The organism is Streptomyces sp. CC228A, from assembly GCF_021390935.1.
Taxonomy (GTDB): Bacteria; Actinomycetota; Actinomycetes; order Streptomycetales; family Streptomycetaceae; genus Streptomyces.
This window is the reverse complement of record NZ_JAJPUI010000005.1, coordinates 247,576-270,829: the sequence shown is the minus strand read 5'-3', so window position 1 is coordinate 270,829 and position 23,254 is coordinate 247,576. Positions and strand designations below refer to the sequence as shown.

19 protein-coding genes are annotated in these 23,254 nt (G+C 68.8%); 7 read left to right on the top strand and 12 right to left on the bottom strand.

The window, feature by feature from the left end; translation table 11 throughout:
- Positions 1 to 8: 8 nt before the first annotated feature.
- The 4 genes from L6E17_RS16705 to L6E17_RS16690 are packed head-to-tail and all read right to left on the bottom strand — an operon-like array spanning position 9 to position 4,643.
- The gene (locus L6E17_RS16705) at positions 9 to 797 is read right to left on the bottom strand and encodes a hypothetical protein (RefSeq protein WP_236241558.1); all 789 of its coding nucleotides are present in this window, start codon (positions 795 to 797) and stop codon (positions 9 to 11) included.
- Positions 794 to 2,179, bottom strand: a complete 1,386-nt coding sequence (locus tag L6E17_RS16700; RefSeq protein WP_236241557.1) for a TfuA-like protein — start codon at positions 2,177 to 2,179, stop codon at positions 794 to 796. Before L6E17_RS16700 ends, L6E17_RS16705 begins: the two co-directional genes overlap by 4 nt.
- Complete coding sequence (locus tag L6E17_RS16695) at positions 2,176 to 3,462, bottom strand: YcaO-like family protein (RefSeq protein WP_236241556.1); 1,287 nt, start codon at positions 3,460 to 3,462, stop codon at positions 2,176 to 2,178. The genes L6E17_RS16700 and L6E17_RS16695 overlap by 4 nt, the downstream gene beginning before the upstream one ends.
- Positions 3,459 to 4,643 carry a lanthionine synthetase LanC family protein gene (locus tag L6E17_RS16690; RefSeq protein WP_236241555.1) on the bottom strand — a complete coding sequence of 395 codons (1,185 nt, stop codon included), beginning with the start codon at positions 4,641 to 4,643 and terminating at the stop codon, positions 3,459 to 3,461. Before L6E17_RS16690 ends, L6E17_RS16695 begins: the two co-directional genes overlap by 4 nt.
- 379 nt (positions 4,644 to 5,022) lie before the next feature.
- Between L6E17_RS16690 and L6E17_RS16685 the strand changes: the two genes are divergently transcribed.
- The 6 genes from L6E17_RS16685 (at position 5,023) to L6E17_RS16660 (ending at position 14,301) form a co-directional block, all read left to right on the top strand.
- Positions 5,023 to 5,205 (top strand): hypothetical protein, encoded by a 183-nt coding sequence (locus L6E17_RS16685; protein ID WP_236241554.1) that lies wholly within the window; start codon positions 5,023 to 5,025, stop codon positions 5,203 to 5,205.
- Between the two features lie 150 nt (positions 5,206 to 5,355).
- Positions 5,356 to 7,227 (top strand): ABC transporter ATP-binding protein, encoded by a 1,872-nt coding sequence (locus L6E17_RS16680; protein WP_236241553.1) that lies wholly within the window; start codon positions 5,356 to 5,358, stop codon positions 7,225 to 7,227.
- Entirely contained in the window at positions 7,224 to 8,081 is an 858-nt protein-coding gene (locus tag L6E17_RS16675; protein ID WP_236241552.1) for an LLM class flavin-dependent oxidoreductase, read from the top strand. Before L6E17_RS16680 ends, L6E17_RS16675 begins: the two co-directional genes overlap by 4 nt.
- 14 nt (positions 8,082 to 8,095) lie before the next feature.
- Positions 8,096 to 11,014 carry a lantibiotic dehydratase gene (locus L6E17_RS16670; protein ID WP_236241551.1) on the top strand — a complete coding sequence of 973 codons (2,919 nt, stop codon included), beginning with the start codon at positions 8,096 to 8,098 and terminating at the stop codon, positions 11,012 to 11,014.
- A complete protein-coding gene (locus L6E17_RS16665) occupies positions 11,011 to 11,754 on the top strand; it encodes an ABC transporter ATP-binding protein (protein WP_236241550.1) in 744 nt (247 codons plus the stop codon). Before L6E17_RS16670 ends, L6E17_RS16665 begins: the two co-directional genes overlap by 4 nt.
- Positions 11,755 to 14,301 carry an FtsX-like permease family protein gene (locus L6E17_RS16660; protein ID WP_236241549.1) on the top strand — a complete coding sequence of 849 codons (2,547 nt, stop codon included), beginning with the start codon at positions 11,755 to 11,757 and terminating at the stop codon, positions 14,299 to 14,301. It begins immediately after the preceding gene.
- Between the two features lie 98 nt (positions 14,302 to 14,399).
- Here L6E17_RS16660 and L6E17_RS16655 read toward each other — a convergent pair whose 3' ends face one another.
- Positions 14,400 to 15,977 (bottom strand): site-specific integrase, encoded by a 1,578-nt coding sequence (locus L6E17_RS16655; RefSeq protein WP_236241548.1) that lies wholly within the window; start codon positions 15,975 to 15,977, stop codon positions 14,400 to 14,402.
- 2 nt (positions 15,978 to 15,979) lie between these two features.
- Complete coding sequence (locus tag L6E17_RS16650; protein WP_236241547.1) at positions 15,980 to 16,612, bottom strand: helix-turn-helix transcriptional regulator; 633 nt, start codon at positions 16,610 to 16,612, stop codon at positions 15,980 to 15,982.
- A 116-nt stretch (positions 16,613 to 16,728) separates the two neighbouring features.
- On the opposite strand from L6E17_RS16650, the gene L6E17_RS16645 reads away from it, so the two are divergent.
- Entirely contained in the window at positions 16,729 to 16,956 is a 228-nt protein-coding gene (locus L6E17_RS16645) for an integrase (RefSeq protein ID WP_308315886.1), read from the top strand.
- A 297-nt stretch (positions 16,957 to 17,253) separates the two neighbouring features.
- Here the strand turns inward: L6E17_RS16645 and L6E17_RS16640 are convergent, their stop codons facing one another.
- The 6 genes from L6E17_RS16640 to L6E17_RS16615 all read right to left on the bottom strand — a co-directional run bounded on the left by L6E17_RS16640 (position 17,254) and on the right by L6E17_RS16615 (position 23,236).
- Positions 17,254 to 17,769 carry a hypothetical protein gene (locus L6E17_RS16640; protein ID WP_236241545.1) on the bottom strand — a complete coding sequence of 172 codons (516 nt, stop codon included), beginning with the start codon at positions 17,767 to 17,769 and terminating at the stop codon, positions 17,254 to 17,256.
- Positions 17,770 to 17,892: 123 nt separating this feature from the next.
- A complete protein-coding gene (tyrS, locus tag L6E17_RS16635) occupies positions 17,893 to 19,296 on the bottom strand; it encodes a tyrosine--tRNA ligase (protein WP_236241544.1) in 1,404 nt (467 codons plus the stop codon).
- 141 nt (positions 19,297 to 19,437) lie between these two features.
- On the bottom strand, positions 19,438 to 20,328 hold the full coding sequence (locus L6E17_RS16630; RefSeq protein ID WP_236241543.1) for an HEXXH motif-containing putative peptide modification protein: 891 nt from the start codon (positions 20,326 to 20,328) through the stop codon (positions 19,438 to 19,440).
- A 56-nt stretch (positions 20,329 to 20,384) separates the two neighbouring features.
- Positions 20,385 to 20,546, bottom strand: coding sequence for a hypothetical protein (locus tag L6E17_RS16625; protein WP_159054018.1), 162 nt, complete (start codon positions 20,544 to 20,546; stop codon positions 20,385 to 20,387).
- 90 nt (positions 20,547 to 20,636) lie between these two features.
- Positions 20,637 to 21,356, bottom strand: coding sequence for a 2OG-Fe(II) oxygenase (locus L6E17_RS16620; RefSeq protein WP_236241542.1), 720 nt, complete (start codon positions 21,354 to 21,356; stop codon positions 20,637 to 20,639).
- A complete protein-coding gene (locus tag L6E17_RS16615) occupies positions 21,353 to 23,236 on the bottom strand; it encodes a radical SAM protein (protein ID WP_236241541.1) in 1,884 nt (627 codons plus the stop codon). The genes L6E17_RS16620 and L6E17_RS16615 overlap by 4 nt, the downstream gene beginning before the upstream one ends.
- Positions 23,237 to 23,254 lie beyond the last annotated feature (18 nt).

The window sequence follows — 23,254 nt, the reverse complement described above, 5'->3', positions numbered from 1 at the left end:
GACATCCGTCAGGAAACGCCCTCCGGGTAAGGGAACGAGTCGAACGCCTTGTCCATTTCCTCGGGAGTGCGGCGGGCCCACTCGAGCGTCAGCCGATGCGCGGCCTTGCGCGCCATGGGCGGATTGACCTGCTCGGGGCGCGGCTTGAGGATCGACTGGGCGGCCCAGCCGAGTCCGACCCAGCGGTCGATGGAGTTCCAGCGGCGCGCGTCGATGTCGAGCATGGTCATGGCGCGGATGATCGCGTGCCATACGAGCCAGTTCATGGGCGGTTCGCCATTGGGGCCCAGGTTCATCATGTGGACCTTGAAGCCCTCGGGCATGCGCGGGTCGTAGAGCGAACCGTCGCCCAGGCGCAGGAACACACGGGCGAGGTCGCGCTCATTGCGACAGTAGCGGTCCAGGATCTCCAGCTGGAGGCGGGAGAGATAGGCGTAGGCGTCCCGGGCCGGCTCCACCCGGGAGTAGAACTTCTCCGGGTACGTCCCCGCCTTGCGGGTGAGGCTGTAGACGTAGAACATCCCCTCCACGTCGCCGCCCGCGTGCTCTCCGACGGCCGCGAACGCCGCGCGTATCTCCGGCGTGGCGTTGTAGTAGAAGGTCTGCTCGTAGACGTACCAGAGTTCGTTGGCGAGGCGGTCGCCGTGCATGCCCGGCACCCGCGGAAGCTGCGTCCCAGGGCTGCGGGCCGCGTCGCTTCCGGACGCGGTGGCCACACCGGGAAGGGAGCTCAGGCCCGCCGCGGCCGCGGCTGTGGCAGTCGTCCTGAGCAGGGTGCGACGGTCCATTCCAGTCATTGCTGTTCCTCTTCGTGACGAGACGGTGAGTGGGTGGTCGTGACCGCGTGTCTGTGGCTCGCTTTCACGAGAGCCAGCAGGAGCAACTCGGGCGAGTTGAAACCGGCCTCCTCGGCCCAGGAGGCCAGGTCGGTCTCGGCGGGGAGCCCATGCCGCGACCGATGCTCGGCGTGGATCCGCTCGACCTCCTCGGGGGTAAGCGTCTGCAGGAGACCTTCGTCCCGCGGTGCCGGCAGCGCGGTGTGGGCGGCCGCGTCGGAGGCCCACGGGACGTAGGAGTCCTCCCAGCGGAGGTGGTCGAGCAGGGGCCGGGCGGTGCGTTCGACATGGCGGACGTACAGCAGCCAGCGCCACAGGTGGCGGCAGACGGCGTTCTCCCGGGCCAGCTGTCGGAACTCCTCACGGGCCAGGTGGTTCTGTGCCAGCCACGTGGAGAAGGCGCCTTCCTCGGTCTTGCCGTGCCGGACCCGCCACCGGTGCTCCTCGCTCTCGACCTCCGCTTCCGTCGGTTCGACGTGCAGCAGGTCGGCGAGCACGAGCACGAGCGTGCGGTTCATCGCGGCGGCGTTGACCGCCGCGGCCCGAGGGTGGTGGAGCTGGATGTACTCGGCGATCTCCTCCATGGAGACGCTCAGGCCGCCGATGCCGACGCGGCGTTCCCTGTCGTAGAGGCTGTCCAGTGCCGCCGTACGCGCCACCTTCGGAACGGTCCCCCCGCGCGGTGCTCCCTGTTCGGCGTAGAGACGGAGCAGGTGCAGCAGTTGACGTGCGTCCTGCGCCTTGATGTCCACGGGCCCTGCGGCCCAGACCTCGTCGAGCGCCGCGACGGCTTCGGCGTCGGACCCCTCGGCGCGGAGGCGTTCTACCACTGCCCGGCGGGTCCGTTCCGTGTAGTGCAGCGACTTTGCCGCACGTAGGGCGTCGGTGAGCAGGCTCTCGGGGACACGGCCGGAGGCTGCTGCGGCTTCGAGCGTGGCCCGGATGTTGACCATCGGCTCGGACACATGCCGATAGTCGCCGTCCTCCATGTGGTACAGCAGGGCGACTTCGTCGTCGTCGATGAGCTCCCCGGAGGCGAAGCGCTCGAAGACCCCGCCCACGCCGGTCATGCCGTAGGGCTCCAACTCGGCGGCGCGCAGGGCGCCCATGCTGGAGGAGCCGAAGACGCGGACCCCTCGCTCGAGCGCGATAAGGATCTCCTTGTGCCACACCGACCGGGACTGGTGGAACTCACCGTCGATGAGACCGATCGCGTCCGGGGCGCGGTCGAGTGCGGAGATCAGGTCCGCCTGGCGGGCCGGGGGCAGGTAGACGGCATCGGGCAGGATGCTCCGAGCATCCTCCAGAGGCAGGCTCGGGCCGAGGAAGACGACAATGGTCACGACCGCGCACCTCCCCGGGCGGAAACGAAGGAGCGGGCGCGGTGGCCGGGTTCGTAGTTCTCGAACCGATAGCCCTCCAGGCCCGGGACGACGATCTTCACCACGGTTGCCGGACACCACTGAGTGCTGAGGTCGACCACGATGGCCCGCTCCAGTCCCGCGCTCTTGAGGCGGTCGAGCAGGGTCTCCGTGTCGGCCTCGAAGGTGTAGCCCGCATGCGAGGGCGGCGGAGCGGGCGCGGCCGGGGCGGACGCGGCCGTCGACCGCCAGCCCTCGTCGCTTCCGGAATGCGCCCGGCGCAGGGCTTCGCGGTGGCGGTAGATATCGTCGCGCGACCCCGCCACGGTGACGGTACGCGCCTGCACGGCCTCGGTGATGGCCCGGGTCATGGCGATCTCCGGGTCGAGGTGCGCACCGTACCCGGAGAACGTGCCCGGCACCAGTTGGTGTGGGTCGACGATGTTCGCCCAGTAGACGGGAACTCCCGTGTCGACCGAGCAGTCGAAGAGCAGCACGACTATGTCCGCGTCGTCGAGTCGTGCCGTTAGCGCGCGCACGGTGGGGTACTCGACGGTGGAGAGGTCGACCAGGGGTGGCACGGCGCCGTGGCGCCATGCCTCGGTGTGGCAGGCGATCGCGTCCCGCTCGATCACCTCCAGCAGGCCGGCGGTGACCGCCTCGGCGGCCGTGTTCCCGGAGGCGAGCCCGTTGGAGGTGATCTGGAAGGAGAAGAGGTCGTGGATGCGCGTGGAGCGGTTTCCCATGTGGATCATCGACACCGGAAGGGCCGCACTCTGCTGGCCGATCAGGTCCCAGCCCCAGGTCCACTCGTAGGGCCAGTGCTCGGGGAAGGGCGCGGCCTTGGCCAGGGGCAGGTCCTGCTTGGCTGGGACCACGTACTCGCGTCTCATCTCCGCGTAGGAGCGGCGCAGCGACGGGGGAGACCACTCCACTTCGGCGTGGTGGAGTTCCAGGGACTCCATCAGCCCGGACACCAGGGCGCTCGTTGCGGTGAGTCCCTTGCCCGAACTGACACTCAGAACACGGCCGTTGGGTCGTACAGCAAGGGTGACAGGGATGCCGATCGTGTCCAGGCCGGTAATGTCGGCGAGGCGGGTGATCCCCAGCCTGGGCAGGTACGGACGCACGCGTTCAAGGGTTTCCTCGGGCGCGACGACGCGGTGGGTACCGTCGAGCCGCCTCTTCGGGAGCCGAGGACGGCCAGGGGCGAGCAGCGACGGGATGTCGCGGCCCAGAGCGGCCTCAACCAGAGCCGAACTCACAAGTCCCCCAGGGCGCGTATGCGGATGGTGAGCAGTCGTTCTTCCCAGAGCGGAGGGCGTCCGGTCGCGTGGTAGGCGAGGGCCAGGGCGACGCCGAGGTCCCCTTCCAGGAAGGAGGTGTCACGTCGGGTTCCCTCGAACCCGACGTAGTGCAGCGGTCCTTGACGCCGCTCCTGGGCGATCCGCGCGGCCCAACGGGCGCCGTACGTCCTGGCCTCGGGCAGTTCCCAGGCCTCGGCCGCACGGCGCCCGAACCATGCGAGGCCGGCGGTTCCGTGGCACAGGCAGGCGTCGACGACGCGGGCGCGATCGGCCGGCCGGGCGAGGGCGGCCGCCGCGGCTTCGCGTGCGGCTGCGGCGACCGACGCGGAGCCCGTCGCCTCCGCCGCCACCAGAAGCGCGAGGGAAATACCCGGATCGCCGTAGCACCAGGCGCTGCGGGACGGCTCGTACCGGCTCTCCACAGAATTCGGGTAGATCGTGCCGTTCAGCGGGCTCCGCTGGCGGAGGAACCACTTCAGAGTGGCGGAGAGAAGCTGAGTCGCCTCCCCCGCGCAGCGCAGACGGCTCATCGAAGCGGAGGCCAGATAGGAGATGAGGCCGGCCACACCGTGCGCGACACCGAGGTCCCGCTGGCCGATCATGTGGGGGCGAAGGTTCATGCGCGCCGGTGACGCGGTCAGACGCACATAGAGACCGTCGTCCTCTTCCGCCCGCTTGCGTATGACCTGCAGAATCTGGCTGGTGATCCGCTCCCGGACCGCCTGATCGGGATGGACCAGCGCGTACACGCCCAGCCCGAGCAGTCCGGCGGGAAGATCGATGTCTCGGTCCTCGGGGAAATCAGCGACCCATTCCGTGATCATGTCGTCGAAGCGGTTGACTCCCTGAAGGGAGGACCCCGAGGTGCGGGACAGGTGGAACGCCACCCATCCCACATGCGCGACTCCGCCGTACAGCCAGGGTTCGAGCTGTTGTTGCGACCTCATCACGGATACCGCCGCACCGAATGCGGAAGAAGCCGAGAAGTCGTTACCAAAGAGCTGCTCGAACTCCATCGCGGCCGTGGCAAGATCAAGAAGTCGCACCAGATCGGGGGAATCCTCGATTCCGCTCTTTGCGTCGTCAAAGAGTGTCCGAGCCAGATCCAGTTGATCAACTTCGGTCAGGTACTCGCTCACTCGACTCCTCTCCCTGGGGTGCCGGGCCAGATCGGCGCGAGCGATGCCGGCCAGGGCGACTTTCAGCCGCGCTGACCAATTCGCCGTTCTTCCTCCGGGTGCAGCGGTCATGGTCAACTCCGGGAGCAATCCTTAGGGATCTCGCAGACATGTCAAGGCTCTATCTGCGTACCGGGTGCGGCCCGCTGGTGGGTGGCCGCATGGCCGTTCGTGTCCCGCCGGCGGGACACGAACGGACTTCCATGGATTGGCCCAGCGGGCGGGTCTTGGGGTGGTTTCGCGCTGATGTCAGAAATTCTTTGCCTCCCATCGCGACCCTATTTAAGGTCCATTCGTCGATCCGATCGGATCGAATTGATCACTGAAGGAGGTGTTGTACGTGGCGCAGACGATGACGCCGAACACGCTCGACCTCACGGTGGACGTGGAGGTTCTCACCGCCCCGGGCCGTGACAAGTCGTTCGAGGGTCAGGAGATCCAGGCGGGTGGTTGGACGACGACCACCACCTGCTGGAGCTGCTCGTGGACCTGCAGCGGCTGCGACTCGGAGTGCGCGTGCTGAGTCACGGGCACTAGGCCGCTCTGATTCCTGCGGGAATCCGGGATCCACTGGCCAAAGGCTCCGGGCGGTGTGTGGTTTTCGGTCACATGCCGCCCGGGGTTCCGCCATCGCGCCAGGAGCGCTTGTGACGAGCTGCGCTCCCACGGAGACTTGGCGTCGTTCGCCGACGAGGAAGAGGACGGCAGTGTGACTTCGGCAGACTCTCAGGGCAAGAGGTCCACGCCCGCCAACATTCTCGATTCGCTGAAGCTCAGCTGGCAGGCACACAGAGGTTTGTTCCTGCTTGTGGTCATCGCGCTGCCGGCGCTCGAAGGTCTGCTCATGCTGGGCCTTCTGGTGATCTTCAGGTTCGGTGCGCCCGCATTTCTCGACACCGCGGCCGAACCGAGTCAGGTTCTGGACGACATGCTGCCGCTGCTGTTCACGGCGGTCGGCGTGACCATCCTGATGCTGCTGTCCGCGAACACGCGCCACACGGTTCAGGAACTGCTGCTCGACCGGGTCAGGCAATTCAGTACGCGACGCATGCACAGGGCCATCGCCTCGCTTGAATTGTCGGACTTCGATGATCCCGCAATTCATGACCGGATCAGCAGGGCCGAGACCACGGCCGACTTCAAACCGCGGCAGGTCGTGCGCGGAATCGTCGCGCTGGTTTCGTCCGCCTTTCAGATTCTCTTCTTCGTCGGTTTGCTTGTGGTGCTGCAACCGCTTCTGCTGCCGATGATGGCTCTCGCGGCGGCGCCGATTCTGATCCTGTCGGCCAGGCTGGCGGGTCAGCAGTTCTCCTTCTTCTACAGCGTGACCTCGCTCGAACGCCGCCGCCGCTATGTGGGTCGGCTCATCACCTCCCGGGAGTCCGCGGCCGAGCTCAGGTCGTTCCGGCTGACGGAGCATTTCGCCGACCGTCACGCCGCACTGTCGCATCAGCGCTACGCCGAGCTGCGGCGCATGGTCCGCGGCCAGTGGCGGAGCCTGCTGGTCGGACAGTTCTCCTTCGGGCTGGTCATCGCCGCCGTGATGGGCGTCATCGCCTGGTTCTTCGTGAGCGGACGCATGGACACCGCGGAGCTGCTCACCGTCGTCGTGGCCCTGAGCCGGCTGGCCGGCGCGGTGGGCAACCTCGGCGGGCCCATCACCGAGATCTCCGAGGCGGGGCTGTTCCTGGGTGACCAGAACGCCTTCTACGAGCAGACCCACAAAGCCCGCGAGGCCCAGCACTCGGACCGTCGTCCCGCGCCGCTGCGGGAGCTCGCGGTGCGGAACCTCTCCTTCACGTACAACGGAGCAGACCGCGAGGCACTGCGGGAGATCGAGCTGACCATCCAGGCCGGACAGCTCGTGGCCTTCGTGGGGCCGAACGGCTCGGGGAAGACGACACTCTCGAAGATCCTCGCTTTCCTCTACCCGCCGACCGAGGGCGAGGTGTTGTGGAACGGAGCGCGCAGCACGGAACTGAGCACCGAGTCACTCCGTGACCACGTCACCACGGTCTTCCAGGACCCGCTGGAGTACCACTTCTCGGTCGCCGAGAACGTCACCCTGGGAGACGTGGCCCGCACACCCGATCCCGCGGAGATCGACGTGGCGATCTCCGCGGCGGGGGCCTCGAACGTCGTGGCGCGGCTGCCCGACGGCCTGGAGACACAGCTCGGTACGGAGTTCGACAGCGGCACCTCCCTGTCCGGCGGCGAGTTGCAGCGACTCGCCATCGCGCGAGCCTTCTACCGGTCCCGTGAGCTCGTCATCCTCGACGAGCCGACCTCGGCCCTCGACGCGGTCTCCGACCACGCGCTCCTGGCCGATCTGCGCAGACTGCTCGCCGGCCGCACCGCGATCATCGTCTCCCATCGCTTCTCCAACGTGCGGTACGCGGACCAGATCTTCGTCTTCAACGAAGGACGGATCGTGGAACGAGGCACCCACGCGAGCCTGATGGAGGCTCGGGGCCTGTACGCCGAGATGTACGCCCTGCAGGCCAACGTGTTCCTGGAGGAACCGGTCACGATGGAGCAGCCATGACCATGCGTCTGGGAGTGATCGAGTACCTGGACCTGTCCCGGGACGGCGACGTCACGGAGAAGCGGCGGAAGGCGTTCGAAGGTTCGCTCGTCGCCGACAGACTCGGATACCACCGCCTGTGGGTGCCCGAGCACCACGGCATCGGTTCCCCGAGCACCAACCCGCTGTCGCTCGTCCCGGTTCTGGGCAGTCACACGAGCCGCATCCGGGTCGGTGCGGCAGTGACCCTGCTACGGCTGCGGGACCCTCATCTGACCGCGGAGGACCTCACCACGGCGGCGGTCTTCTGCGGCGAGCGGCTCGATGTGGGCCTCGGCAGGGGAGGCGTCGCCGGACCGGGGACCGATGTGCTGCTCTCCCAGCAGAAGGACGACGAGAAGCTCGACCGGGCGTTGCGCGACCTCGTCGAGGCCCTCGAATCCGGCTCGGAACTCGTCGAACCGCTGGGAGTCCCCTACGAGGGCTGGCTGCACGGCGCCGGACACCGGTCGGCGGTGCTCGCTGCCGAGTTGGGCTGGAACTACTGCCACGCCCTGTTCCTCAACTCCGACGTCGACGCCTGCGCGGCCACCCTGCGTGCCTTCCGGGAGTCGTCGTCTTCTGGGACGGCCGCAGTCGCCATCGCACTCGCTGTCAACAACGACCCGTCGAAGGCCGCGGTCGACGCGCGCCGCCAGCCGTTCGCCGTGACCGCCGGCACTCCTCGCGAGTGCGCCGAGACCGTCTGGAACGTACGGAGGATGACGGGCGCGGACGAAGTCGTCATCGCCGAAGTCTCCCGTGACGCTGGTGACCACCGTCGGGCGCTGAAGGAGATCTTCGCGGCCGTGATGGATACCCCGCACGGGGTGTAGGAGGATTTGCACGCATGGTCGCCGCCTTCGCTCTCGCCCGTGTCGCCCTGCTCAGCGTGGAGGAGGCCTCTCGGCTCATCGCCCTGGAGGATCCCCACGACCCGCTCGTCGAAGCGGCGATTCGGCTTGCCTGGGGCTCCCCGTCGTCCCACCCCGGAAACCAGGGCGAACGAACCCGTGCCACCACGGTGCGGTACATCTCCAGGATGGGCGGGCGTGCCACGCCCTTCGGACTCTTCGCCGGCACCGCGCCGCTGACGGTCGGCGACAGCCGGCGCCTCACGCTGCAGGGACGCGACCGGCACCAAGTCCGCGTACGGACCGACTTCGAATTGCTGCACTCTCTCGTCACCGAGGCGATCCAGGAGGCTTCCGCCGAGCGGCGACCCGTCCGGCGCAACCGCAAGCTCTACACGGTGGGCGAGAGCATGCGCTACGCGGCCGCGGACGGGCCGGTGGCAGACGTCGTCAGCGGCAGGCTCACACCGGCCATCCGGGCGGTGCTCGACGTCCTGGGAGACGGCAGCCTGCTCGTGGGCGAACTGGTCGGCGCACTGACGAGCCGGTTCGCCGGAACGGCGAGCGAGGCCCTGACCGACTTCGTGAACCAGCTGATCGACACGGGCGTGCTGCAGTACGACGTTGCCCTGCTTCGGCCTGGATGGGAGCCCGCGGAACTCGCGCACTCGGCGCTCACGCGCATCGGGGACCGAGCACGCGGCTCAGCGCTCTCTGTCCTGGCGACGGAGGCCAACGGTCTCCAGCCGCTCGACGCAGATCTTGTGGATCACCTCGACAAGGTCTGGGACGCCGCCGCCGAGTGCGCCCCCGCGCTGGCGGACATACCGAGGAACCGCAGGTTCCACCTCGATCTCGAGTTGGCGACCTCGGACGCCCAGCTGGACGCGGGCACGGTGGAGGAACTGGTCGGCGCCGTGCGCAGGCTGGAGCTGCTGCTGCCGCCTCCCACGTATCTCGTCGAGTTCCGCCAGGCGTTCGAACAGCGTTACGAGGATGCCGAGGTTCCCCTGCTGCAGGCACTGGACCTGGAGAACGGCATACTGCGCCCCGGCGAGCGGACGCTGTCCCCACTGGCCCGCAGCGCCGGGATCGACGGCTCCCCGGCGCCCCACGAAGCCGCGTTACCCGCAGGCGTCCGCCAGGTCCTGGACCTGTGGCTCCGGACGGGGCAGCCGGTGGACCTGGCGGATTTCCCCCAGGCGGAACACACCTCCGCGCGCGGCCTGCTGGCCGCGTTGCTCGACGACCACGAGGGGCGCTTCCGCAGTCTGCTGTCGGCCGGCTACCAGCGCAGTCCCATGGCCCTTGTCGGACGCTTCGCCCTGGGCCGCCCCGAGTTGGAAGACGCTCTGCAGCACTGGCGACACGTCGAGGCGGAGCGGGAGGACGGGCCGATACACGCCGAGCTGGTGTACGCGCCCGAAGGACGCATCAGCAACGTGCTGCTGCGGCCACGACTGCACGACGAGGAGATCGCGCTCACCGGTGCCGGCGACGGCACGATCACGCTCGACCGGCTCTTGATCCGGTTGGAGAACGGCGTGATGCGGCTGCGTGACCGGGTCTCGGGACGAGATGTCGTCGTGGAGACCAACAGCGCGCACAACGTCACGGCCCCCGCTGTCGATCCCGTGTACAGCTTCCTGGGCCTGCTCGTGTCGCCCGGCGCCATCGGCTGGTCGTGGGGGCCGCTGCAGCACCTGTCGCACCTGCCGCGGCTCACCTGCGGATCGGTGATCGTCTCCCCGGAGACCTGGACCGTGTCGGGCGAGGACGTCAGGAAGGCGCTGGCCGCCCGCGACTCCGGCGGCAGACTGCGCGAGCTGCTGCCCGGCTTCGGCGACCGCCGGTGGATCGGCGTCGGGACGGACGACCGCGTGCTGCCCGTCGACGTGACGTCGCCCCAGTCCATCCTCGCAGGACTGCACCGGGAAGTCCGCTCGGCCAGGGTCGAACTCGTCGAACTGCCGCAGGTGGAGAGCCCGGTGGCGTCGAGCGCGACAGGACGCCACGTGACGGAGATCGTAGTGCCGCTGCAGCGGACACGGCCGGGCCTGCCCTCCCGTCAACGGCCCGCGAGGACGGAAACGCTCTTCGACCCCGGACTTGGCGCCTCGTGGGTGTACGCCAAGTACTACTGCGGCTCCTCCAGCGGGGACGCGACCGTCGCGCAGGCCGCCAGGCTCGCCCGGGAACTAACGGCCACTGGAGTGATCCGGAAGTGGTTCTACCTGCGCTATCACGACGAGGGCCACCACATCCGGGTACGCATACTGCCGACCACGGCCGCCGACCGTCCTGCGGTCGTCGCCGCCCTGGACGAACTCGGCGCTCAGCTCAAGGCGTCGGGACTGATCGTGCGTGCCGTGCTGGACGACTACGTGCCTGAGGTCGCCCGGTACGGCGGCCGACGGGGACTCGAGCATGCCGAGTCGCTGTTCACCGCGGACAGCAACGCGGTGGCCCGCTTCGTCGGCAGCGGCATCGACGAGGCGACCCGGCTCTACGCGTGCGTGGGTGACATGCTCCACTGGGCCTCGATCCTCTTCGCCACGTTCGAGGAGCGTCAGACCTTCCTCCGACGCCACCAGTCCGGACTGGGGCTGACCTTCCAGCAGACCGGGAACCGCCACGGACTCTTCTTCCGCGAGCACCGTGCGAAGCTGGACGCGCACCTCGCCGACCACACGATGGACCCGGCGACCGGCTCGGCCCTTGAGAGCCTCGCGTCCGTCCTGGACTCGTACGACCAGATGTCGGTGGCCGCGTCCGTCCTTCACATGCACTGCAACCGTCTGTTCGGGGCGGACGCCAGGAGGCTCGAGTTTCTCGCCTCCGAGCTGGCCGGCCGCAAACTCCGTGAATGGCAGGCACGCGGAATCACCGTGCCCGGAAAGGGAGGACAAGGGTGACACGCGACCAGGCTGCGGCGGCCGTCAGCGCCACCGGCATCAGCAAGAGTTACGGGGCGGGCGCGACCGAGGTCCAGGTTCTCGACAACGTCACGGCGAGTTTCGCCGCGGGTGAGTTCACTGCCGTCATGGGGCCCTCGGGCTCCGGAAAATCCACGTTGCTCCACTGCCTGGCCGGCCTCGACCAGGTGAGCAGCGGCCAGGTGATGCTGGGCGAGCAGGACCTGACCCGTATGTCGGACCGACAGCTGACCTTGCTGCGCAGGGAGAAGGTCGGCTTCGTCTTCCAGGCCCTCAACCTGCTCCCGTCGTTGACCGCACGCCGCAACATCCTCGTCCCCTTGATGCTCGGCCGGCGCAAGGCCGATCAGGACTGGTTCGACAGGATCGTCGACGTCCTGGGGATCAGTGCGTTCCTGGAGCGCAGACCCGATCAGCTGTCCGGCGGACAGCGGCTACGCGTGGCGGTCGCCCGTGCGCTGGTCACCAGGCCCCACGTCGTGTTCGCCGATGAGCCGACCGGCAGTCTGGACCGCGCCACAGGCGGTGAACTCCTCGATCTGCTCCGCTCATCGGTGCGGGATCTCGGCCAGACGATCGTCATGGTGACGCATGACATAGACGCCGCGTCGGTCACGGATCGCGTGGTGTTTCTGGTGGACGGCAAGATCGTCAGCGAACTGGCGGAGCCCACACGGGAGTCCGTGCTCGATGCCTGGAAGAAGCTGGAGACCGCATAGATGTTCCGCCTCGCTCTCTCCAACGCGCTGTCCAGGGCCTCTCGTCTGGTGGTCTCTGTCCTGGCCGTAGCGCTCGGGGTGGCCTTCATCACCGCGACACTCGCCGTCACGGATGCCCTGAAAGGTGCGGTGGAGGACGCGTTCGGTCGCGAATCGCGTGATCTGAGCGCTACTGTGGAGCGCAGTCCACAGGCCACGGAGGCGGGCTCCCGCACCGTACCGCTGGAACTCCTGGAGAAGGTCAGGGCCGTGCCCGGCGTGGCCGCGGCCGAAGGCGAGCTGTGGGGCCCCATCACCGGAGTGACGAGGGGCGAAGGCCGACCGTTGTTCCAAGGCGAGCGCACGGTGCTGCTGGGCTTGGCCACCGAGCCCAAACTCAGCGGCTTCACCCTCGTGGAGGGGCGACTTCCCGAGCGGGTACACGACGTCGTACTGGACCGCCGGGCGGCCCAGCTGACCGGAATGGCGCTTGGCCGACAGGTGTTCCTGCCCGCTCCGTCCGGGGTCGGCCGGCCCGAGCCGTACACGGTCGTCGGCCTCGTGGAACTCGGCGCACGCTATGACCGCTTGTCCGACGCCGCGGTCATCGGGCTGCCGACCAGCGGTGCCGCGAAGGTGCTCGGTGCGGCGGCCTACGGCCGGATCGACGTCCTGGCAGAGTCGGGCGTCCCGTCGGAGGCCGTCGCCCGGAGCCTGTCCGGCGCCCTCGGCTCGTCCTACCGGGTGCGAACCGGAGAGGAGGTACGCCAGGCCGACCTGGCGGAAGCGGCGGCCGATGTCGACTCCTTCGCCAACGCGCTCCTGGCCTTCGCAGCGATCGCCGTGGTCGTCTCGGGCTTCGCGATGCACAACACCTTCGGGGTGCTTGTCGCGCAGAAGTTGCGTGACAACGCGCTGCTGCGCTGCATCGGAGCGACCCGACGGCAGGTGGGCCTGATCGTGCTCGCCGAGGCCCTCGTGGTGAGTCTGGTCGCCGCCCTACTCGGCCTGGCACTGGGCATGGGGCTCGCCGCCCTGCTCCTGCGCACGGGCTTCGCCGACATCGGTGTGCGGGGTGCCGAGCAGGCATCACTGGGCCTCGCTCCCCGAGTCGTCGTCCTGGCGTTGGCCACGGGGATCGTGGTCACGCTCCTGTCCGTCCTGATGCCGATGCGGCGAGCGGCGCGTACGTCTCCCCTGGCGGCCATGCGCCTGGCCGATCCACTGGTCCGGGAGGCCCGCCGTCGCAGGCTGGTGTCCGCGGGCTGTCTCGCCCTTGTGGGCATCGCCGCACTGTCCTACGCCACCGTGGCGAACTCCGCCGGCCTCGCCCCGACGGCGGCGGGGGTCGGCGCGTTCGCGACTCTGCTCGCCACACTCATGGCAGGGCCCCTGTTCGCGCCCCGCCTGATCGAGTTCGTGGCACGATCCGGCGGCACCCTGGGGCGCCTGGCCGGGGAGAACGCGCGGCGCAATCCGCATCGCACGGCAACGACCACGGCCGCGCTGACGATCGGAATGGCACTGGTGACCGTGGTCGGGACCGTGACCGGCGCGATGTCGGATTCGCTTGAGAGGCAGTACACGAGGAGCCAGCCGTTCGCGTACACCCTGCGCACCAGCACACCTGCGCACGCTGTCCCTGACGAAGTGACCACGGCCCTCGCCGCCGGTGACGCGATCGCCGGCACGGTGCGAGTCCGGCCCGGCGGCATCACCACAGAAGCCGAGGTGAACGGCAGGACGGTCCGGGTGTCAGGGGTGGGTTCCTCGGTCCGCGATCTGGCCCCTCGGGCCGATCAGGGGACACTGGCGGATCTCCGCCCCGGCACGGTCGCGGTCAGCCAGGGACTGGCACAGAAGCTGCACGTGCGCGTAGGCGACGCGGTGACCGCTCGCATGACGCGCAGTGGAATCGAGCGGAATCTGAGGGTCGTCGCCCTGCTTGACGACATGTCTCCGCTCGGTCCCTTCACCGTTCTCGACGACGACTTCGCACAGTTCGTTCCGGATGCCGCACCGAGCGGCTTCCTGCTGGTGTCGGCGAAGCAGGGCGCGAGCGCGGCAGAGGTCCGCCAAGCGGTGGAACGGGCGACGCAGGGGCACGAGACGGTGATCGCGACAAGCGCCCAGAACGGGCTCAGTGAGCAGAGCAAGGATGTGGACGACCTGCGGCAGCTCCTGTGGGGCCTGCTGGCCCTCTCGCTGCTCATCGCCATGTTCAACCTCGCGAACACGCTGTCCCTGCAGGTCATGGAGCGCACCGGAGAATCCGCGGTACTGCGGGCCCTCGGGCTCACCCGTGGGCAGCTGCGTCTGATGCTCGCGGCGGAGGGGCTGCTCATGTCGGTCGTCGGCGCTGTGGTCGGCTTGGTCGTGGGCCTCGTGGCGGCAGCGGGCATCGCCGCTGTGGTGACAACGCCCGAGGCCACGGTGATCGCCCTTCCCTCCGCCGCACAGCTGGCGGGCTCTACCCTGCTGGCCGTGGCGATCGGTGTACTGGCAACGGTGCTTCCGGCGAGGAGTGCGGTGAGACAACCCGTCGCAGTGGCTCTTTCGAGGAACTGAGGCGGGCAACAAGTCTGTCGGCCGCCGACGCGCGGTGCGCCAGCCCCTGGCTTGGTGGAGAGGCCAAGCCAGGGGCGTCGTCGTGAACCGGCGGAACGTCAGGCGGTTCGCCCGGTCGCTTCGTGAGGCGGCTCGCTCTTCCTCGTTGCGCGGGGGCGTCGTTGGCGGGGGACGAGTTTCACGACCGCCTCGGCGGCCTCGCGGGCGAGGTCGTCCAGGACGGACTGGTAGATGTCCCGGGTGATGTGGGTGTCCGAGTGGCCGAGCATCTCCGACACGATCTTGATGTCCACTCCAGCGGCGAGCGCGAGCGTCGCGGCACCGTGCCGTAGGTCGTGAAGGCGGACCGGGGGCAGGCCGGCGGCTTCGAGCTCGCGCGTGAACGTGAGCGAGACCTTGGCCGGGTGGAGGAGGGCGCCGTCGTCCTCGGTGAAGACACGGCCGGTCGTCTTCCAGGCCGAGCCCCAGCGGGCCTGCTCCTTGCGCTGGCGCTTCTGGTGCTCGCGGAGCGAGTCGACCGACTCGGCGTCCAGAGCGACCAGGCGCTCCCCGCTGTCGGTCTTCGGGGCTGCCTCGTGCACCTGCCAGCCGGACTGGACGAGTTGGGTGGCGACGGTCATCGAGTGGTGAGCGAGATCGATGTCCATCCAGCGCAGCCCGCAGGCTTCGCCACGGCGCAGCCCTCGGAAGGCGATCAGGTGCCAGAGGGTGTAGAGGCGGTGCGCGGCGACCTGGTCGAGGAAGGCGCCGGTCTGCTCCGGCGTCCAGACCATGACGGGGCTGGGCTTCTCCCCGGTCCGCTTCCAGTGGCGTACCCGCTCGGCGGTCCAAACCATGGCCTTCGCGCGCGAGGCCGGGTTCAGTTCCACATGCTCGGCGGGGTTGAAAGGCGGGATGATCTGCTGGGCGATCGCGGTGTTGAGGGCGGCGCGCAGGGTGCGCTTGATCGTGTGCTGGCTGTTGGTGCGGGTGGGCTTGCGGAAGGACGGCATCTCGTCGATGGATGCCTTGAGCCACTTGCGACGGGCTCGGTTCTCCGCGCCCTTCCAGGGGATGGTCTTCAGCTCGTTCAGGGCTGCTCGCCGTAGGGCGTTCTGCTCGATGATCTCGACGTTCGCGTCGTTGATGGCCTCGAACATCCTGTCCAGGTCGGCGACGCGGAGCCGGTCGAGCCGCAGGTGTCCCAGGTGGGGCTTGAGGTGTACCCGTACGTCGCTCTCGTAGCGCTTGAGGGACGTGGAGCGCAGCCGCTTCTTGCCCGCCAGCCACTCGTCGAGCCAGTCCGCGACAGTGATCTTGGAATGGAGGCTCTGGCCTGTGGAGTAGCGCCGGCGCGTCTCGTCGTAGTCCGGCAGCGGCTCCTTGCTCTTGGCGCAGGTCTCGAGCATGTCGCTGACCGCGAGATGACCGGCGGGGTCGTCCTCGTCGGGAATGGCGAGCAGTGCGCGGACCTTGTTCAGTTCCTTGGTGGCCTCGGCGGAGGACTCGAAGCCGCTGCGGCGGAACTCCCGGCGGGTGCCGTCGGGTCGGTTGGCCAGTTCGTGGCGTATGGACCAGGTGCCGTGGCGCCGGTTGGTGAGCTTGGGGCACGACTTGCCGTAGTTCTTGCCGGTCTCGGGGTTTCGGCAGGAGCAGCGGCGTGTGACGGCGCCGCCGGACGTGGTGGTGCTCGGCAACGCTAGTCCTCGGGGTTGTCGACGAACGTGAGGTCAGCGGGCAGAGCAGGGGGGACCAGCCCGCGCTCACGCATCGCGTTCCGGAACTCGCGAAGTTCGCTGCAGTCGTCGAACGCGAGCTGCTCGTACGAGGCCGCGGTTTCGAGGAGGGCGTCGCGGCGGGCGGCGTCGAGGGTGACGCTGGCCTTCCGACGCCGCTCCTTCGCGAGCCGGGTGGACGCCAGTGCGGTGGTCACGGCGTCGCTGTGGGAGCGGTAGGTGTCGAGCACGTCCCGGGCGGACCCCTCGGGGGCGGGCTTGTCGAGAGGGGTCTCGCCGGTGAACCAGGAGACCGCCTCCCACGTCGGGACCTCCCTGCCGGGGAGCACGGAAACCGAGGCGTCGGTGCCCAGCGGGAACAGCAGGCTGATCGGCGGAACCTTGTAGACCTCGGCGAGGACGAGGAACTCCGCGAGGTCGATCGAGCTGCGGCGTCCGGTCTCCAGGTTCGTGATCGTCGTCTTCGGGACCGGGAGTCCCAGGGAGGCGCACGCCTCGCCGGCCTCCGCCACGGTGAGGCCGGCGGCCTTACGGGCCCGGCGTAGCTGCTCGGCGACGCGGGCGGTGAAGCTCGGGGACCAATCAGGGTTCGTCATAGCTGCAACTTACGTCGAGAAAATATGTGGCCACAACATCCATGATACTCGTTCTGCTGTCAGAGCAACTTTTCTCGATGGGATGTGTCATGGCTGCGTGCAAGGCTGTCAGGGGGATGGCTCGCGAGGAACTGCTCGCTCTGCCTGTTGCCGTCGACCTCGACACGGCGAACAAGGCGCTGACGATCGGCCGCAGTACGGGATACGCGCTGGCGAAGCGGGGCGAGTACCCGGTCACGGTCCTCAAGCTCGGCAACGCGTACCGCGTGGTCACGGCGGACCTGCACCGCCTGCTGGGTATCGTCCCGGACGGCGGACGCGGGGAGACCGAACTCGCCGCGTGACCGATCGGCCGGACGCCGAGTCGGTCCGCAACTCGCCTGTGCCCAGGGTGTCCTCACCTACTGCCGTTCGCATTCGGGCGAGTATCCGTGTGCGGATCCAACGGCGTGGCGGATCCCCGTCCGTACATCGGGACGTGTGCAGGAAGAAGCCTGTACGGGCGGCGCGGTCCGCAGAGTACGACCGGGGTGGCTGATGCCGGGCGGGGTGTACGACGCGCTGGATGACCTGGAGGGCACTCTCAAGGCCGGCGATGGGCCCCACTCGCCATCCAAAGCCCCGGCCCTCGCGTTCAGCCCCTACTGCGGCGGGAGGACCTGCTGGCGCGTGGCGGCGGGCAGGTTCGCGAACGTCCACAGCAGCAGTGCGTCGCCGACCTGTCGCAGCTCTTTGGGGACCTGCTGAGCGGCGTCCAATGTGATCGTCTGGGATAGATCCGGACGACGATGCTTGCTATACAGCGCTGTGACCTGGGGAGAGTCCTCCGGCGCACCTGGGGATTGGTCGATCGCCAGGATGCTGTGGACCAGCCTGTTCCGCGTCGTGTTGAGCCTCTTCATGTCCGCGAGCAGGTTGCGCGCTTTGGCTCTCTCACTACCTTCCAGGGCGATGTTCACATCGACCAGTGCGCGACAGTCGTCAATCAGCTGGTCCGTGCCTCGTCCCGCGGCGATGAGCTCGGCGTACTGCGAGTCAAGGAGTCCCACCAGCAGTCGACGCAGGGCAAACTCCGCACGAGCGGCTTCCACCGCCACCGCTCCGACGAGCTGATGCAACTCTTCGTCGGGAGACGGTCCAGAAGTAGGCTCTGTCATGCCACGACTGTGGCACCCCAACCTGGTGACAAGGACGCGATACGCCTCCAGTCGGCTCTACACCTTCACCACCAAACAGAACGGCGCCGACCCGGACGGGTGGGTCGGCGCCGGGTCTGAGTCTCAGGCGTCGATGCGGGCGACCTTGCGACCCACCTTGAGGTAGAGCTCGACACCGTCGAGTGCCCCGACCTCGCTCACGACCGCGCTGAGCGTCTGCTGGACGGAAGCCTCCGTGAGCTGCGTGGTCTGCTGCTCTCCGTCCGACTCGCGGATGAGGCGGAGGCCGTTCTGCTGGGCCACGCGACGCACGGCGGAGATGCTGGGAGCGAAGTCCAGCGTGCGGCTGATCAGAGCTCCGAGCGTGTCCTCGGCGTGGTCCTTCAGGGAGACGATGGGGAGGTTCTGGGTGTCACCGAAGGAGCGCTTGGAGAAGCGCGCTGTGAACTCCGCGCGGGCGGCGGCAGCGGCGTCCAGACTGTGGAGAGCGGCCACCACTTCGCCGGCGAGGATCCGCTTGATCGCCATCGGGTGCGCGGTTCCCTCCTCCAGGCGCTTGGTGACCACGCGGATCTCGTCGTCCGTCCACTCGGTGAGCAGCTGGAGGTACGGCTCGGTGAGGTGGTCGGGGATGGACATCAGCCGGCCGTAGACGTCGTCCGGCGACGCCGTGAGGCCCACGTAGTTGCTCTTGCTCTTGCTCATCTTGGTGCCCGTGCCGTCGGTGCCCTCGATGAGCGGGGTGGTGATGACGACCTCGGGGGTCTGGTCCGAGATCTCCATGACCTTGCGGCACATCTGGAGGTTCAGCAGCTGGTCCACGCCGCCGAGTTCGACGTCGGCGTCGATGGCCACCGAGTCCCACGCCATGACGACGGAGTAGACGAATTCGGCGACGGACAGCCCGTGGCCCTCGGCGAGCCGGGTACGGAAGTCCTCGCGCTGGAGTGACATGGAGACCGGCACCCGGGCGAGGACCGCGACGAGCTCCGGCAGGGTGACCTTGTTCAGCCACTCGCCGTTGAAGCGCAGGTCGCCACGCTGGAAGTCGATGAACGGCGTTACCTGCTGCTGGTAGCCGCTCAGGTTGCGGGCGATGTCCTCGTCGGTGAGGGCCGGCCGTTCCGAGGAGCGGCCTGACGGGTCGCCGATCTTGGCGGTGACGTCGCCGATGATGAAGACGACGTGGTGACCCATCCGCTGGAACCGGCTGGCGATGATGATCGGAACCGCGTGGCCGAGGTGGACGTCGGGCGAGGTCGGGTCGATGCCGTACTTGACGACGAACGGCCGTCCCGCAGCCTGCGCGGCCTCGATCTTCTCGGCGAGCACGGCGGCCGAGGGGATCAGGTTGATCGCCCGTCTCTCGACCAGGGCGGCTTGCTCCTTGGGGGAGAGGTCGGAGAGGTCGAGGGAGCGCCTTGCTGTTGTCTCGCCGAGCAGCTGCGCGACCGTATAGTCCGCGCCCAGGTCCGCTCCATCGAGGATGTGCATGACACGGGTGACGGACTCACTCAAACGGCTCATGGCGCCTATACGCTCCTGCGTCGGACAACTGGCCTGACCAGTACGAGATTTGAAGGGGCGATTCTATTGATCAGGAACTTCACTCGCACCCTTGTTACGGCGCGCGCCGTCGGGGTGGGAGTGCTCGGATAGCCCCCGGGGTTACGCGGATTCGACGGCCTTGCCTACGGCACGGCTGACGCGATCGCGGAGCGCGTCAGCGGAGACATATGAGAGCGCCTCGGCCAGCGAATCGAGTGCAGAGGCGAACTGTCCCTCCTGCTGGCGCAGATGGGCGTCAAGAAAGGAGGCCACGGCCCCCGTGGCGCTGCGGCGGGCCTGCCGCGCGTACAGCACGGTGAGGGAGAAGGCCCAGCACGCGTGCAGGAAGCCGTAGACAGGGCGAGGGGTTTCCCGCCAGGGGGAGAAGAAGGTGACGTCGGCGGGGAGGCTCACGTCGTGCGCGGCAAGGGCGTCGTTGAGCCAGTTGTGGGCGGCCTCGTGGATGAGGTCGCGGGCCAGGACCTCGGGGTGCGCGGTGTAGTCGGTGAAGACGGTGCCCGGGAGGCGGGTGAGGGCCCAGCTGTGGAGGGTCTCGTCGAGCCGGCGGCGGTGGAGCAGGCAGATGACGGGGGCGTGCTGGGTGAGCAGAGGGCGGAAGCCGTGCTCGGTCGCGGAGGCGAGCGCGGCACGAACGAGGCCGCGGGCCTCGGGTGGGGCAGGGGCGGTGTCGGGGCCGACGAGGTAGTAGGCGGTTTCGGAGATCTCCGAGCGGAGCAGGTCCTCGGGGGGTGGGCTGAGCACGATGTGCGGGCCGGCGGACAGGTGGGTCAGGTCTCGCACCGTCGTACGGCGGTACCAGGCCAGGCGGTCCGCGCCCCGGGCGCGCGCGGCGTGTTCGGCCCCTTCGAGCAGGTGGTGGGCGACGGCGTAGTCGAGGGCGGACGGGCCGAGGCGGTTGCCGAGTACGGAGGCGATACGGCCGGTCCGCAGGCGCTGGTGGTCGGCGATGCCGTCGAGAGTGACCAGGGCTTCCGGGGAGAGGGCGCTCATCTGGGGCTCCGGGGGTGGAACGGGGCCGGACCGGGACGGGCCCGGCCCCGTGGCGGTCAGGACTCGGTGGTGGGCTCAGCGGCGTCGGGCTGCACCGTGGTGGCCAGCCAGGTCTCGGTGGCCGCGTTGGAGGTGTGCGCGGTGGTGCGCACGGGGTCGCTGTCGCGCAGGGACGCGACCGCCTCCAGGAACTCGTCGAACGTCTTGTCTTCTGCCACTGCTCGCTCTCTCCTCTGGTCGGGGCCGTGGGTTGAGGTGAATGGCGGGTGCGGGCGGGCCGCGAGGGCCGGTCATGGCTGCATGGCTCCTTACTCGGAGACGAATAGCGTCAGGAACTTGCGGACGCGGCCGGTGCGGACCGGTTCGGTGCCGTGGACGAGCTGGCTGCCGAAGACCACGAGCGTTCCCGGAGAGGGGGCGACGCTCCACCGAGTGCGCGGCATGTTGCGGAACCAGGGGGAGGACATGTCCGTCCCGTCGTGTGCGAAGCGCATACCCGGGGCGTAACCCGACTCGGGCGGCGCCTCGTCGGCGGTCCAGATGGCGTCGCTGCCCGTGGTCTCCACGTAGAACGCGCCGCCGGTGTCGTGGATGTCCGTGAGCGTGACCGTCGCGGCGGCGATCTGGCGGGGACGGGCGAGCGGATTGGGAGCGATGCCGTCTGCATGCGGGGTGATGTACTGGCCGGCGCCGTACTCGAGGTAGATCCACGGCCGGTGGCCGGTTACCGACGGCAGCGTGCGCGTGATGGCGGCCATGTGCAGCTTCAGGGCCTGGTCGAGGAGGACGCTTGCCTCGTACGGGATGTCGGTCATCTCGATCCGGCCGGCCGGCTCGTAGACGTCCTGCGCCTCGGCGGGGGAGTGGCCGGGGATCTCGTGGATGGTGGTGCGGCGGTCCGTGCCGTATCGGTCGCGTCCGGGTGAGCCGAGAGCGTCGTCCATGATGAGGCTGAGTCGCTCGGTCTCGTCCGGTTTGAGGAAGCCCTCCACGGTACGGATGGATAGCGTCTCGGCGATGTGGATCACTGCTCGCCTCCATCGCTGGAGTGGGCTTCGGTCGCGCAGGCGCAGAGGGTGGACGTTGGGGCAGAGGCGGCCTCGGCCAGGGCCTCTGTGAGTACGTGCGCTGCCTGGGCGAGGTGCTCGAAGTACTCGGCAGGCGTGGTGCCGGCAGCGGGTACGAGATGGAGGTCGAGCGTCGGATACACCCGGCCGGTAGTGCGGCACGTGAGCTCGCTGCGACCGAGGACCAACGAACACGCCCTGGGCAGGGAGGAATCGGCTCGGCTGGTGGCACGGCACAGGCGTGCCGCTGTAAGCGCGTACTCGGCGCGGTCGCGCGGCAGGATGCCGACCGAGAGGAAGCGGGGCTCGGCTCGGGGGAGGTCGGCGTAGGGGTGGCCCTGGCAGCTGTCGTAGGTGACGGCGTTCCATCCCGCGGTGAGCGCGTCGACGACAGGGCGGACGCCGGGCTCGATGCCCTCGTGCCACTGGGGGTGGTGGGGGTCGAGATCGTCTGCCTCGTGTACGCCGGGGAGGCCGACAGTGTTGATGTTCCCGCTGGCGCTGACCTGGAGACGCGCGGGCGTGCGGGGCACGGTGTGGTCGTCCCAGCGGGTCAGGAAGGCAGCGACGTGGTGCATGTCGTTGGGGTGGACGGGACGCCAGCGCAGCCGGGAACAGGAGGCAGCGGGCGGGAGGTCCGGCTGGGCGAGTAGGGCGGCGACGCCGTCGATCAGGCGCATGCGGTGGTCGCAGTAGGCGTCTTCGTCGCCTGCGGCGGCGAAGCGGAGGCGGACCGCCGGGCAGCCCGCGCCGCAGGTGTCGCGGTAGTCGCAGGTCGTGCACTTCGTGACCAGGGAGCGTGCCTGCTGAAGCAGGGGAGAGCCGCCCTGGGCGCCGGCCACGTCCGCCTCAGCGTGCACGTCGCCGAGCGCGGCCAGGCCGGCCTGAGGCCAGGGCAGTTCGTCGCAGCTTCCCAGGCGGTCATCGGGATAGAGGGTGAGGACGTGGTCGCATTTCAGGTCGGAGAAGTGACAGGAGCGGGTTTGTAGACCCCTCAGGCGGCGGATGACGGAGACGACGGGCTCCAGCTTGACGCGGCGGAACAGGCCGCTGGCGACCCAGTGGTGGGCGGCCTCCAGCACGAAGTCGGCGTACTGACGTGGCGTGATGGCCCAGGCCGGGCCGGTTGGGCCGATGGCCCGTCGCTGGAGTGCCCGGCTCGTCGGCGTGCGGGATCCGGCCACCGTGGTCGACCGGGTGACCGCCGCGTCGAAGCACGGCACCAGGCTGACCGTCGTCACAGAGGGGAAGGAGGCGAGGTGCTTCATGATCTCGGAGGCCCGGCCGAGGACGTACGGGGTGACGGCGCAGATGACGCCGGCGCGGCGTTCCCGACGCCCGAGGAGTTCCAGGGCTTCGACCACTCGCGGGTACGTGGGGCGGCCGTCGTAGCCGACGCGCCACGAGTTCCCGAGCGCGTCCCCGTCGAGGGAGAGGCCGATCTCCAGCTCTGGGTAGTGCCGCTCGAACAGGTCCAGCCAGGCGTCGTCGAGCTGGAGGCCGTTGGTCTGGAGGCTCACGCGGATGACGTTCGGCTGTGCGGCGAGCGCGTCCAGGACCTCCGCGATCCGTTCCCGGCCGGCGGTCAGGGGCTCCCCGCCGTGGAGTTCGACGCTGAGTGGACGCCCGGAGAAGATCGCACCGAGGCGGTGGACCTGTGCCGCGCTGATCCGGGCGCCGCCCGGTGACTCCTTGCGCTTCTCGAAGCAGTAAAGGCAGTCGATGTCGCAGGTCTCTCCCCGGAGCTTGAGGATGACGGAGACGGCCGTGTCCGGCCCGGTGCTCGACAGCGGGGCGTAGAGACTCTCCAGGTCGATAGGTGAGGTGCGGGTGACGGGCATCAGAGGACTCCCGAGGAG